Raw genomic sequence first — 13014 nt, forward strand, 5'->3', positions numbered from 1 at the left:
CTTTCTGAATTATGAGTTATTCAAGACTGCAAACTCTGGGAAGATATCTGCGCCCCCATTGGCAAATATCACTATTAGGAACAGTGTCTCTGTTCGTGGTAAATGTGGTGGGGGTTTATATACCTTTACTTATTCGTAATGGTGTAGATGACTTACAAGATGCCGTAGAGTTTCAGGAAGTAGGATGGCAGGTTTTATTGATTGTCGCCCTAGCATCAATTATGTGGGTGATTCGCATGACATCCCGAATTTTAATTTTTGGGGTGGGGCGACAGGTAGAATTTGACCTAAAACAGAAGATTTTTAATCATCTGATTCTCCTGGAATCTTCCTATTTTTCTAATAGTAGAATCGGGGATTTAATTAATAGGGCAACCTCTGATGTTGATAATATTCGGCGGTTGGTAGGCTTTGCAGTCCTGAGTTTAATTAATACCATATTTGCTTATGGTTTGACTTTGCCAGTCATGCTGGCTATTAATATTAAGTTGACTATATTATCGATTTCGGTTTATCCGTTGATGTTAGTGTTGGTGCAGATTTTTAGCGGTAAACTGCGAGATCAACAGATGGAAGTGCAGGAAAAACTCTCCGATTTAAGTGATTTAATTCAGGAAGATATGAGCGGCATATCTTTGATTAAAATTTATGCTCAGGAAACCGCAGAAAGGCAGGCTTTTCGAGAACATAATCAAGGGTTATTATCGGCTAATTTGAAGTTGGCGAGAACTCGAAATTTCTTGTTTCCTTTATTGGGAGGTTTGGCGAGTTTAAGTCTCCTGATTTTGCTGGCTGTGGGCAATGAGGCGATCGCTCAAGGTGATTTAAGTATCGGGGATTTTGTCGCCTTAGTATTATATGTCGAAAGGTTGGTATTTCCCACCGCTTTATTAGGCTTTACTATTACCGCTTATCAGCGGGGAGAAGTCAGTGTTGACCGGGTTGAGTCTATCCTCAGTATTAAACCCAAAATTCAAGATCTACCTCAGCCTATACCCCTGATAACTCCCGTTAAGGGGTGGTTGAGTGCGAGAGATTTAACCTATACTTACCCCGCCGCCAAAACTCCCGCCCTTAATCATGTTAATTTTACCATTCTACCAGGGGAAACTGTCGCGGTAGTCGGTCCTATTGGGTCGGGAAAAACTACCCTAGCTAATGTAATTCCTCGGCTGTTGGATATTGATATAGATAGCTTTTTTATTGATGGTCAGGATATCACTCAACTGTCTCTGGCGCAACTGAGAAAGGTAATTGCTTATGTTCCCCAGGAGAGTTTTCTATTTAGTACCACTATTGCTAACAATATTTGCTATGGTAATCCCTCAGCATTGCGATCGCAAATAGAAGCCGTTGCGAAAATTGCTCAAATTCACGATGAAATCACCAATTTTCCCAAAGGTTATGATACAATAGTTGGGGAGCGGGGTATCACCTTATCTGGTGGGCAGCGACAACGAACTGCCCTAGCTCGTGCCTTGCTTTGTGATGCTCCTATCTTGATTTTAGATGATGCCCTCTCTAGTGTAGACAATCAGACAGCCACCGACATTCTCTATAATCTGACTAGCGGGACTGTACGCCAAACGGTGTTATTCATTTCTCACCAAATGTCAGCTACAGCCAAAGCCGATCGCATTTTGGTGATGGACCAAGGCACAATAGTACAGACCGGAACCCATGACCAGTTACTACAGGAAGAGGGACTATATCGGAGACTTTGGCAACAGCATCAACTCGAACAAATGCTGGCTTGATTACAATAGGAATCATCAACTGTCAATTTATGAAACCAGAGTATGAGTGTATCGGTTGGCAACGAGTTACTACAAAAGGGAAAAACCCTCCAGAATACGGGTTTGTGTGGTTTGACCATGCAAGTAGTTTTTGCCTTCGTCGCGATTTTATCATTAATTTTCACCACCACAGGTAGAAGTATTTCTGATGATGCTAACCCCGCCCTCGGTGTAAGTGTAACCTTTGCAGTTACCGGACTAATTATCGCCGGATTTAGCATTGTTATATCATTTCGCTATGCCAACATAGGCAAACAGTTATTATCCCTCAATACAGTCAAACCCAAAAAATCCGACACAGTTAGACTCTTGCGGGTCGGCTTATTATTGGGAATGGTTGGTATCCTGATTGCATTAATGGGGTCAGGTATAACCGCATCGGTATTAATTGCCAAAACCATTTCGCAGCCACCAGGAACCACCCTAACCGAAGCCAGTGAGGCGGTTAGAGCCCTGGATGTATTTGTGATGATTGCCAATTTAAATGTACTAGCAACCCATTATGTTGGCAGTGTAGCATCAATTTGGCTACTTTATCGAATTTAGTTGCCGCGCAATCTTCCTAGGGTAGTAATATAAATAACCGCTTCATCGGTGGGGATACCCAACACCTCATTAACCAGGTTATCAAAAAAACCACCGATACCACTAGCACCTAAACGTAGGTGGGTGGCGGCGAGGTTCAATCTTTGGCCGAGATGACCAGCATCGCTATGTAAATAACGATAAGCGCGATCGCCATATTTAGCGATCGCCTTGTTCAAGTCAGCAGTATGAAAAAGCAGCGCCGCCGCATCTCGTCCCAAATCTTGTCCCAAACACAGATAATGCAACTCTCGCCGAAAATTTTTAAAGCGAATTTGCCTAAGTTCCTGTGCTTTGGGGGCATAATAATAACATCCCTCCTCTAGTCCATTCACCCCAGAGACAGCGATAAAAGATTCAATCAGACTCAAATCAAAAAAGTCCGGTGCAGCATCTAAACCCTGATAACCGTAGTGCTGATGTTGATAGGTAAAATCCAGTAGAGCGAGTAATTCTTCCAGGTTGAGATTCCCCCCACTATAGCGACGGGTTGATCGTCGGCGCAATTGGGCTGTATTTAACCCCTTGAGGTCTTTTCCCCAATCAATGGCAGGGGTGACAGTCGAGACCTTGGTGCAGAAGGGGAAATTATATTTATCTTCGGGTTCTTCTTCTGGTGCTAATTTTTTCCAGCCTTGGGAACCGGAGGTGTCCGATTTAATTTGGCTGGCACAGTGGAGGTAATGGAGCATTTCCCCATCGGGAATTTCGGGATAGTCGGTTTGGGTAGCCGAGGGTAAGGCGGTTCGGAATTGGGGAAGGTTCTGGTCAATTTCCAGTAAGTCAGCCAAAGCCACCACAGCGATCGCTGCTTCCGTTTCCGAATCCAGGTATAGTAAGTTATTAAGGGTTTCGTCCTCAAATCCGCCAATTAGATGGGGACGATAGGAATTTAAGGCTCCTGCTAGTTCCAAATTACCCAATAAGTGACCTGTATCGAGAAATATGCGACGATAGGCGCGGTCTTGGTATCGCCAAGCTGAACGGTAAAATACAGCAGTAACCACCATCGCCAGTTTAGTATTTTCCAGGCATGGATGCCAAAAACAGGCTTGTTTCAACTCCGACCAAATTTGGCTATCCCAAAATTGCACTAGGGAGTGATGTAGGGTTTGATAGTTATACAGTCCCGCTGGTAATTCTGGGGTTCCCCTGGAAACTAGATAGATTTCGGCTGGATACAGTCCCCCGGCTGAGGGTGACGATCGCAAATAGTGAAATCCGCTAGTTGTGGCTAGTTTAGCGGTTAACCCATAGGTATGTAGTAGTAGACTAGATAATCGCTGCCATGGGTCTGTGTTGGCTGTGGGAATTTGAGGATCGGATATTTCTTTGAGATAGGGTTTCAGGTCAAATACCGTGCCAATCTTGTATTCTTTGAAGGGTTCTGGTTGTTTAGTCCAGTCTAACTGTTGACCCTTAGAGGCTAAGGTGTCGGGATCGTATTTGGTTCGCTCATGGTAGTATTGGGCGATGGATTTCAGTGGTTCTGACATTATGACACAGGTTAAATGTGAGGACGGACAGAATCGTTAACGGGAAAGCCAGAGATGCGATCGCGCTATGTGGTCAAAGTCCTAACGCCACTCCCCAAGTTTACACTTTTTTAGTGCGATCAGCTCGCAGCAACTGAGCAAATCTTAGCACAGTTACCAGTCAATTAGGCTGTCTGGGTTCACGCTACACAGGTTTTTCCTGCCAAATCTTGATGGGGAATTTCCACAAAATGCTTTCGCAAGTGGCGAGAGTTAATCTGATTATCGGTGGCTGACCCATAGCGCCATAATTTACTGGTGAGCAAGATTTGTGGGAAAATCAGGTTATTAACTCACCCATCAGTATACATACTTATTGGTCTCCCCAACCATGAAACCCCAGACTAACTTTATTGTCATTGATACAGAAGGACAACCGATTCTGAAAGCTATGGCGATCGTTGATCATCAGGGAAACTTAATTTATGAAGCCTTTGACGAAAGACATTGCCAAAATCCCCAACTTATCGACCAAAGTAAACCCCTGAAAACCATAGTTAATGAATTCTTAGCTATAGCCGGATCTCAAACCATTATCTGTCACTATGCACGTCATGATATGGAAGTGCTTAGGAATACATTTCGCGCTGTCGGTGTCCGACCACCTCGCCTCAGTTTTCAATGCAGTTTTGAATTGGCTCAACGCTATCTTCCACAATTAGGAAGTAATAGCCTACAAACTATTAGCAAACAGCTAAATTTAAGCCGGGATGACCAGACCAATAACCGCGATTACCTCCATCGTGCCAAACATGATGCCTTATTTACTTATCAACTTTATCGACGCATGATTAACGAACTATTAAAAACTCGACTGCAACATCAACCCAACCCCTTTGGAACCAGCAGGGTTGATACTCCTTTCCAAAACCACATTGATTTTAGGGCGATTTTTGACAATGAATTTGAGCGACTAAAACATATTATTTCTGATATTAAAAATGATGTCAATCATCAGAGTAAAGGAGCCGTAGTTATTGGAGAACCCGGTTCTGGTAAAACTCACCTAATGATGAGATTAGCCCAAGATTTATTAACTAAGAATAGGCTCTTATTTATTCGGCAACCCAATAATCCTGACACGGTTCTATTTCATACCTATAGCCGCATTCTGGAGTCTTTAATTCAAACAGTTCCTCACAGTTCACATACTCAGCTTGAATATTTGCTGGCTAATAGTTTCGCGCAAATCATCAAAAATACTGAGGCTTATGCTACCCCTATCACCCAAAAAGATGAACGATTAATTGAGTTAATAAAAGCCGATAATCTCAAGCTATTTACCGACCTCGGAAAAGAGGATACTCGCCTGAAACGAGAATATTGGCAACACATAGAAAAACGTGCTTATGATTGGTGGATTAATCAGTTTTCTTCTGCTGGATATTCGCCGAAAATTCTCAAAGGGATAATTCGGTTTTGTGGCTATACCGATTTTAAACGCCGCCAAACTATTACTCAGTGGTTAGCTATGAATGATGTAGCACCCGAGGAATTAGAAAAGGTCGGTTTGGAAAGCTGGGGAGAAGATACCAGTCGGGAGGAAATTTCCCTGGCGGCGTTGGCGGTTTTTAGTAAGCTGTCTCTCTTGGATGAACCCTTAATTATTATTTTTGACCAGTTAGAAGGTTTGGGTCAAAAACACAATGAACGACTGTTACAAAGTTTTGGAGAGGCGGTTAAAGAAATCTTTACCCATGTTCCCAATAGTTTAATTATCTTAAATCTGTTTCCCGATCGCTGGTTACAATTTCAGCAGGTTTTTGATGGTTCAATTATTGACCGTATTTCTCAATCTCAAATTATCCTAAATAAGCCATCTAATGAACAACTCAAGCAATTACTTGATTTAAAAGCACAGGTGGCTGATGTGACTATTGATGAATTATTTGAACCCCAGGAAATTGCCGACATTTTAACTGCGCCTTCTATTCGTTCAGTTGTGAATGCGGCGGCGGACTACTACCGCTATAAAATTGATGGTATTTGTTTACCTCAGCGACCTGATAAATCGGGTAATTCTGGGGTTATAGGGATGATGGAAAAACAAATTCATCAGTTGAGAGAAGAGGTGGCGGAACTCAAATTCATTGTCAGTAAATTAGTTGATACTTTTAATTTAGCCGACGGGGAAAATATTGTCAGAGTTTTTCCTAATGGTATGGCGGCTAGGTCGCCAATTAACTCTTCTCGGCGTAGTCAATTAGAAGATTATCTACGACAGCAAAGGGGTATCCTAGAACAGAATTATGGTCAACCAGCGATTATTTCGGAAAGTGATGATTTCGGGAAATTAAAGATGATTATTGAATCATTAAAGCTGGTTTTGTCTCCCCTGAGTGTGGATATTTTGCGACTGGGGAAACGGGTACTTCCTGAACATTTGGTGATTAAGACAGCAACCCATCAATTTGCGATCGCTTTTTTGCACCAAAGCGGGACTCGATTTTATCACCGGATGAGAAACTTAAACGAATTGGTCAGCCATCGTCCTGATATTCATTTTAACCTGTGTCGAGATGCGCGGGAAGATTTGATATCAGGAAAGTCTAGTAAGATAGAGTTAGAAAAGTTCTGTCAGGGGAACAATAGCCATTATCTTCTGTTTGACCGAGACCAACGCATCACTTTTGAGTTAATTTATCAGGCGATCGTTGATATCCAAAATCGCGATTTAGAGATAGATTTACCAGAAGCCTTAGATATTCTCCTGTTAGACTACCAGGACTATTGGCTATTCCAAAACCTCACTCAACTCACCCTAGATGGTTAGCAGCCAAATAGCTGAATAGTTGAGTTCAGAAATAGGTTGGATGATGCTTTCGTCTCACCCAACCTATCGGTAACTTACGACACTGTAGACATCAACTTGGAAGAAGATGCAATTTCGGGTACTTTATTCCAAGTATGATCAGAGATGGTATCAGGGACTGGAACCGGATAACCCATACCTCGCCAAAATTCTTGAACTCTTGTTTGTTTAGCTTCCAGACGAGTTTTTAGCATTTCCGCTGCTTTCTCGGGTTCGCCACAACCACAGAAAAATAAATCAGCCGCAAAATAGCCATATTCAGGCCAAGTGTGAATGGCAATGTGGGACTCGGCTAGGGTAGCCGTGGCGGTTACACCATGAGGACTAAACTGGTGAACACAGATATCTATAAGGGTAGCACTTCCTGCTGCGATCGCATCAAGAATGGCTTGACGGATCAGATCTGGGTCGTTTAGGATATCAGCGGGACACTGCCACGCATCGACAACAATATGGGTTCCGAGTTGTTTCATTTTTGGTGATTTCACCCCCCTTTTCGTGGGTTGTAAATGGTTATGCTGGGCTCAAATCAGCAGTCGCTACTTCAGTTTAAGTCCGGGGAAAATAACCGAGTTTTAGAACTCTCCTCATGGGACAAATAGGGCCATCTTCCGGCGACGCTAGATTTTCGTACTCCAGCCTCTGCTATTGTAGCACTCTGTTATAATAATTGATCGCACTGAACATATAATTTAATTTTTCCGTTCAGTGCTATTGATGTACTTCTGGACTTCAGCCAATTTTGTCCCCAACCGACCACCCAACAGTCACCAGTCAACCCCAAACTACCCCCAAACCGTTTCTGAAGTGGGCCGGGGGTAAGACTCGCTTAATTCCTCAGTATACTACTTACTTTCCCGACAATTATCAAGCCTATTATGAGCCTTTTTTGGGCGGTGGTGCTATCTTTTTTTATCTGCAACCTAACCGAGCAATTTTAAGTGATATTAATAGCGAGCTAATTAATGCTTATCAATGTGTGCGTGATGATACTCAGTCGCTGATTAGCAAGTTAGAACAGCATCAGCAGAACCATAATCAAGGTTATTATTACCAGATGCGATCGCAAAAATTTGAGAATCGGCTTGACCAAGCCGCGCGCCTTATTTATCTCAACAAGACTTGTTTTAATGGCTTATATAGAGAAAATCGCCAGGGTCAATTTAACGTACCTATGGGGAAATATAAAAACCCGAAAATTTGCCCGAAAGAATTATTGATCACCGCCTCGAAAACTCTCCAATCTGCAACTCTTCAAGTCCAATCATTTGAAGCCATTGTCAATGAGGCTAATTCTGCTGATGATTTTGTCTATTTCGACCCTCCCTATCACCCCCTGAGTCCCACCAGTAACTTTACCAGCTACAGCCATCATAAATTTGGGGTTGATGAACAGGAAAAATTAGCCGAAATCTTTAAGACCTTACACAACAGAGGAGTGAAGGTGATGCTATCTAATTCTGATACTGAGTTAATCAGAGACTTATATAAGGACTTTAATATCCACCCTATCCAAGCGGGTAGGGCGATTAATTCAAATCCCCAAAATCGGGGAAAAATTACGGAACTTTTGATAACTTCCTATTAGGATAGGACGGCTAGTTTAATAACAAACTAACACAGAAACAATCAGAAAGATAGCCACAGCGCTATGTAGGAGATAATCTCGCTGAGGTTTGAGTGTAGCAGCAGGTTGAATAAAGTAAATCTTGGGTTCTTGCTTATCTTTGTTGATGGTATACATACTACTGGACTTGTTTGTGTGAGTTGCTTATCAGTAAATCTAAACAAAATCTAAAGTTTTGTCAAACAATATTGACAAAAGATTACTTATATGTATGATAAGCCAAGCGATCGCCTGTGAAAAATCCGACTCCCGGCGACTTTCGGCTGGGGCGGGTTGAGGGAACAGCAATGCCCAGGCTATAAATTTCTGGTAAAGTAGGAAGGGGATATCCCCTTGATAGCGCGAAAAGTAAATTATGCTACAAACCGCAGCCCAGAACCCAGGTGCAGTTCACAGCGATTCAAAATTCGATGTAGAACTCCGTAAAGTATTCAAAGTATTCAACGGGGAAACCGCAGTGAGGGCGGTAGACCTAGACATAAAGCGGGGAGAATTTTTCAGCATTCTCGGACCGTCAGGCTGTGGTAAGACCACGACACTGCGGCTAATTGCTGGATTTGAAACCCCATCCGCCGGGGAGATTCTCATCAGGGGTCAGTCAATGAACCAAACCCCAGCCTATCAGCGCCCGGTAAATACAGTTTTCCAGAGTTATGCCCTATTCAATCACATGAATGTCTGGGATAACATCGCCTTTGGGTTGAAATTAAAACGCCTAGGGAAATCGGAAATTGAAGCGAAAGTCCTGGAAGCCCTACAATTGGTAAAGATGGAATCGTTTGCTAACCGTTATCCGAACCAAATGTCAGGGGGACAACAACAGCGGGTAGCTTTAGCGCGGGCTTTAGTAAATCGTCCAGCGGTGCTACTATTAGACGAACCCCTAGGAGCGTTAGATCTGAAATTGCGTAAACAAATGCAGATGGAGTTATCAAATTTGCATCGCAATTTGGGGTTAACCTTTGTGATGGTAACTCACGACCAGGAAGAAGCGATGAGTTTGTCCGATCGCATAGCGGTAATGCACGAGGGTCGCATTGAACAAATTGGCAGCCCCAACGAAATTTACCAACATCCCCAGACCCCCTTTGTGGCTGACTTTATTGGAGACACTAACCTATTTAAGGGACAAGTTGAACAAGCCAATAAGGAGGCTATACAAGTATTAACGGACACAGGGTTACAGATGATCGTAGCCATGAACAAGCGATCGCGCAATGACTACCCAGCAGTATCGCCTCATCAATTACGAGGGGGGGCGAAGGTTGTAGTGAGTATCAGACCGGAAAACATTACCCTACATTCTGAACCGCCAGAGACTCCCGGAAATAGTTTTGCCGGAAAATTAGTCGATCAGATGTACTTAGGTACTCACCTACAGTACATTGTCAAACTGAACACAGGGGAAACCCTAATGGTGCGACAGTCTCAGAGTTTAGGAGAAAACCTAGATTATGATCGCAATATTTATGTCTGTTGGAAACCCACAGATTGTTTAGCCCTACCGGAACCTCAACACCGCTAAAATAGTTGTTGTAATATTATGGTTTTGATGGCAACGGTAAAAAACAGTGCCCCCAAGGAAATTACGCCCGTTTGGTTTTCATAAAGGGATGCAGACCCGGCGCGGGTTTCTGCAATCGACTATGGCGGCGGCGATCGCCTCTTCCGCGTCAGGCTGCGGGTGGACTTTAGGCGAAATCAAAACCACCCCCAGCACCCGCTTCTCATCAGATACCCTGTATATATATACTTGGGCCGGATACACCGATCGCGATCTGCTAGAACGCTTTACCCAGGAAACGGGGCTGAGAGTAGTGGCAGATGTATTCGATTCTAATGAGGCTATGTTAGCCCGTATACAGGCGGGAGGAGCGGGAGCATATAGTATCATCTACCCCTCGGAATACATGGTACAGAAGATGGTAGCACTAGGGCTATTAGCTGAATTAGACCATACCTTAATCGTGGGGTTAGAAGATCTATTTCCCAAATTCCAAAATCCCGATTATGACCCCAACTCCACTTATAGCGTCCCCCTGAGTTGGGGAACTACAGGTTTAATTTACAACAGCAGACTATTATCAAACTCTCCCGAAGACTGGGAAGATCTATGGACATATCAAGACCAACTCAACCGTCGGCTAACCCTACTTAATGATGTACGGGAAGTGATGGGAGCTAGTTTGCGGCGTTTAGGCTACTCCTACAACAGCACCAATCCTAGGGAGATTAATCAAGCCTATCAGGAATTGGTCAAGCTGCGAGGAGCGATCGCATCTTTTACCACCGATGCTTGGCGACCTCAGATGATTGTAGGAGACTTACTCCTAGCCATGTGCTATTCTTCCGATGCGGCGGAAGTGATGCCCGAAAACGAAGATTTAGAATACATCACCCCCGTTAGTGGTTCTTCCCTGTGGATTGATACCCTGGTAATTCCCAAAAGCGCACCTAACCCAGAAGGTGCTTATCAGTGGATTAATTTTATGCTGCGACCAGACATCGCCACCCAAATTGTCGAACGCCTCAGCTTTGCTACCCCCTCCCTAGTCGCCTATCGTCAACTTCCCCAAGAACTCCGGGAAGACCCAGCCCTATTTCCCCCAGAAAGCGTGATTGCGAACAGCGAAACAGTTTCGCCCCTACCACCAGAGATAACCGCCCTTTTTGATCGCTATTGGACTAGACTCACCAGTGGTTAATTGGAACATCGGGTGCTAATACGAATTAAACCTTAAAAAAATGCTCAAACTCTATTATGGCTGTATCTACCCCCCCTAAGACCCCTTATGAACCTCCCACCACACCGGCTAAAACTGGCATCTCTCAGATCTGGTCAAAGTTAGCTGGACCCCTAATTATGCTGGGACCGGCGGGGCTGTGGTTACTACTATTGCTGGTGTTTCCCACCCTGGTGATTTTTCAACTCAGCTTAGTGGAGAATATTCGCCCTGGGGATGTGGTAATTCCTGATGGTCTGGGTAACTACCTGCGGGTATTTGAACCCATAAATTTGCGAGTAATTGCTAGATCGGTTAATTTTGCGATCGGAACCACAGTTTTTTGTTTGTTGTTAGGGTTTCCGGTAGCTTACTGGATAGCCGTTATGGCTCCACCCAAGTCCCGTAACCTTCTACTATTAGGGTTTGTTCTGCCTCTATGGACATCTTCCTTGCTGCGCTCCTATGCCTGGATTACCATTTTACGACCCACAGGAGTGCTAAACTCATTTCTGGGGTTATTGGGATTACCTACCCTAGCACTACTTAATAGCAGTCCAGCCGTTTTAATTGGCATGACCTATAGCTATTTACCCTATATGGTAACCGTGCTGTATGCCTCCCTGGAAAAACTAGATAGCCGTCTGTTGGAGGCTTCCGCTGATTTAGGAGCCAAGCCCCCCGAAACCTTCTGGAAAATTACAGTTCCCCAAACTAAGACCGGAATTATCGCCGGGTCACTATTAGTATTTATTAGTTCCCTGGGAGATTTTGTCGATCCAGAGCTGTTAGGCGGCGCTTCTAGCATGACCGTATCTCGACTGATTTACAATCAGTTTTTAGGAGCCACTCAAAACTGGGGTTTTGGTTCAGCCCTAAGTATGGTGCTAATTTTTGGGGTGAGTATAGCGATCGCTCTTTTAATCCGCTACGGTGATGGCAGACCCTCAAAATAAACAGGCGACCAACTCCGGCGCGTGTATAAAGTTGCACCCTAGCGTCCAGGCTCACTCCAGCACCCGCCCCTACCAAACTTAAAATTCCATGCCGGATATTAACAATCACAATCATCAGTCAGACATTCCTCAAGAAATGCAAAAGCCTAAAATGAGATTTCGGGTATCTTGGCAGATCATATTTGTTGGTCTGATGTTCCTGTATATGTATCTGCCTATCTTGGTTCTCACCTTTTATAGCTTTAATCAATCCCGCTATAGTGCTGGGTGGCAGGGATTTACCCTACAGTGGTATGTCAAACTTTTTCAGGATACCCGCATCCTTAGCGCCCTGAAAAATAGCCTCACCGTTGGCTTGAGTGCCGTAGCCATATCAGCAGTCATTGGAACCCTGATGGCTGTCGGACTATCTAGGTTTCGGTTTCCGGGAAAAGGTATTTATCTGGGGGTATCTTACCTGCCCTTAATTATCCCCGACATTGCGATCGCTGTTTCCACCCTAGTATTTTTAGCAGCCTTAGCCATTCCCCTGAGTTTATCAACTATCATAGGCGCTCATGTAGTCTTCTGTCTCGCCTATGTCGCCCTGGTCGTATCCACTCGCCTGGCTGACCTAGACCCCCACTTAGAAGAAGCTGCATTAGACTTAGGGGCGACACCCGAGCGAGCCTTTATCAAAGTCTTGCTACCCCAACTGATGCCCGGTATCATTTCTGGCTGTTTATTAGCCTTTGTGCTGAGTATGGATGATTTTTTGATTGCCAGTTTCACCGCCGGAAGTGGCGCAACTACCCTACCTATGGAAATTTTTAGTCGCATTAGAACCGGAGTTAAACCCGATATTAACGCCCTCAGCGTCATTTTGATTATGGGTTCCGGGCTGTTAGCATTTGCCGGAGAGTTTCTCAGAAATCAAAGTCAGAAGAACTGAAAAATTGTCTTGGTTCCCGTATACGGGGTAAACTGTTTGTCTTGCTGTT

At 44.1% G+C, this 13014-nt stretch carries 12 protein-coding genes; 8 read left to right on the forward strand and 4 right to left on the reverse strand.

Annotated elements, in window-relative coordinates; translation table 11 throughout:
* The first annotated feature begins 11 nt into the window (after positions 1–11).
* A complete protein-coding gene (locus XZ46_RS23695) occupies positions 12–1757 on the forward strand; it encodes an ABC transporter ATP-binding protein (RefSeq protein WP_008055180.1) in 1746 nt (581 codons plus the stop codon).
* Positions 1758–1799: 42 nt separating this feature from the next.
* Positions 1800–2342, forward strand: coding sequence for a DUF3611 family protein (locus XZ46_RS23700; RefSeq protein ID WP_006669324.1), 543 nt, complete (start codon positions 1800–1802; stop codon positions 2340–2342).
* On the opposite strand, the gene XZ46_RS23705 is transcribed toward XZ46_RS23700, so the two are convergent.
* Both XZ46_RS23705 and XZ46_RS37660 read right to left on the reverse strand, forming a co-directional pair.
* On the reverse strand, positions 2339–3877 hold the full coding sequence (locus tag XZ46_RS23705; RefSeq protein WP_008055177.1) for a SagB/ThcOx family dehydrogenase: 1539 nt from the start codon (positions 3875–3877) through the stop codon (positions 2339–2341). The two genes, XZ46_RS23700 and XZ46_RS23705, sit on opposite strands and share 4 nt — an antisense overlap.
* A gap of 179 nt (positions 3878–4056) precedes the next feature.
* Positions 4057–4182 (reverse strand): hypothetical protein, encoded by a 126-nt coding sequence (locus XZ46_RS37660; protein ID WP_006623517.1) that lies wholly within the window; start codon positions 4180–4182, stop codon positions 4057–4059.
* A gap of 65 nt (positions 4183–4247) precedes the next feature.
* Here XZ46_RS37660 and XZ46_RS23710 point away from each other — a divergent pair, with 65 nt between their 5' ends.
* Positions 4248–6689 carry an exonuclease domain-containing protein gene (locus XZ46_RS23710; RefSeq protein WP_008055175.1) on the forward strand — a complete coding sequence of 814 codons (2442 nt, stop codon included), beginning with the start codon at positions 4248–4250 and terminating at the stop codon, positions 6687–6689.
* A 74-nt stretch (positions 6690–6763) separates the two neighbouring features.
* On the opposite strand, the gene speD is transcribed toward XZ46_RS23710, so the two are convergent.
* The gene (speD, locus tag XZ46_RS23715) at positions 6764–7201 is read right to left on the reverse strand and encodes an adenosylmethionine decarboxylase (RefSeq protein WP_006623519.1); all 438 of its coding nucleotides are present in this window, start codon (positions 7199–7201) and stop codon (positions 6764–6766) included.
* Between the two features lie 269 nt (positions 7202–7470).
* Between speD and XZ46_RS23720 the strand changes: the two genes are divergently transcribed.
* Positions 7471–8316 (forward strand): DNA adenine methylase, encoded by an 846-nt coding sequence (locus XZ46_RS23720; RefSeq protein WP_006623520.1) that lies wholly within the window; start codon positions 7471–7473, stop codon positions 8314–8316.
* Positions 8317–8331: 15 nt separating this feature from the next.
* Here the strand turns inward: XZ46_RS23720 and XZ46_RS35590 are convergent, their stop codons facing one another.
* Positions 8332–8472 carry a hypothetical protein gene (locus XZ46_RS35590; protein WP_006623521.1) on the reverse strand — a complete coding sequence of 47 codons (141 nt, stop codon included), beginning with the start codon at positions 8470–8472 and terminating at the stop codon, positions 8332–8334.
* Between the two features lie 238 nt (positions 8473–8710).
* Between XZ46_RS35590 and XZ46_RS23725 the strand changes: the two genes are divergently transcribed.
* The 4 genes from XZ46_RS23725 (at position 8711) to XZ46_RS23740 (ending at position 12965) form a co-directional block, all read left to right on the forward strand.
* Positions 8711–9880, forward strand: a complete 1170-nt coding sequence (locus XZ46_RS23725) for an ABC transporter ATP-binding protein (RefSeq protein WP_008055171.1) — start codon at positions 8711–8713, stop codon at positions 9878–9880.
* 88 nt (positions 9881–9968) lie between these two features.
* Positions 9969–11060 carry an ABC transporter substrate-binding protein gene (locus XZ46_RS23730; RefSeq protein WP_008055169.1) on the forward strand — a complete coding sequence of 364 codons (1092 nt, stop codon included), beginning with the start codon at positions 9969–9971 and terminating at the stop codon, positions 11058–11060.
* 56 nt (positions 11061–11116) lie between these two features.
* A complete protein-coding gene (locus XZ46_RS23735; protein WP_008055167.1) occupies positions 11117–12034 on the forward strand; it encodes an ABC transporter permease in 918 nt (305 codons plus the stop codon).
* Positions 12035–12122: 88 nt separating this feature from the next.
* The gene (locus XZ46_RS23740) at positions 12123–12965 is read left to right on the forward strand and encodes an ABC transporter permease (RefSeq protein ID WP_008055165.1); all 843 of its coding nucleotides are present in this window, start codon (positions 12123–12125) and stop codon (positions 12963–12965) included.
* Positions 12966–13014: the final 49 nt, after the last annotated feature.

This window comes from Limnospira indica PCC 8005, from assembly GCF_000973065.1.
Classification (GTDB): domain Bacteria; phylum Cyanobacteriota; class Cyanobacteriia; order Cyanobacteriales; family Microcoleaceae; genus Limnospira; species Limnospira fusiformis.

Coding starts and splice junctions, on each gene's coding strand:
- XZ46_RS23695 (WP_008055180.1), top strand. CDS start 12: ATGAGTTATTCAAGACTGCAAACTCTGGGAAGATATCTGCGCCCCCAT.
- XZ46_RS23700 (WP_006669324.1), top strand. CDS start 1,800: ATGAGTGTATCGGTTGGCAACGAGTTACTACAAAAGGGAAAAACCCTC.
- XZ46_RS23705 (WP_008055177.1), bottom strand. CDS start 3,877: ATGTCAGAACCACTGAAATCCATCGCCCAATACTACCATGAGCGAACC.
- XZ46_RS23710 (WP_008055175.1), top strand. CDS start 4,248: ATGAAACCCCAGACTAACTTTATTGTCATTGATACAGAAGGACAACCG.
- speD (WP_006623519.1), bottom strand. CDS start 7,201: ATGAAACAACTCGGAACCCATATTGTTGTCGATGCGTGGCAGTGTCCC.
- XZ46_RS35590 (WP_006623521.1), bottom strand. CDS start 8,472: ATGTATACCATCAACAAAGATAAGCAAGAACCCAAGATTTACTTTATT.
- XZ46_RS23725 (WP_008055171.1), top strand. CDS start 8,711: ATGCTACAAACCGCAGCCCAGAACCCAGGTGCAGTTCACAGCGATTCA.
- XZ46_RS23730 (WP_008055169.1), top strand. CDS start 9,969: ATGCAGACCCGGCGCGGGTTTCTGCAATCGACTATGGCGGCGGCGATC.
- XZ46_RS23735 (WP_008055167.1), top strand. CDS start 11,117: ATGGCTGTATCTACCCCCCCTAAGACCCCTTATGAACCTCCCACCACA.
- XZ46_RS23740 (WP_008055165.1), top strand. CDS start 12,123: ATGCCGGATATTAACAATCACAATCATCAGTCAGACATTCCTCAAGAA.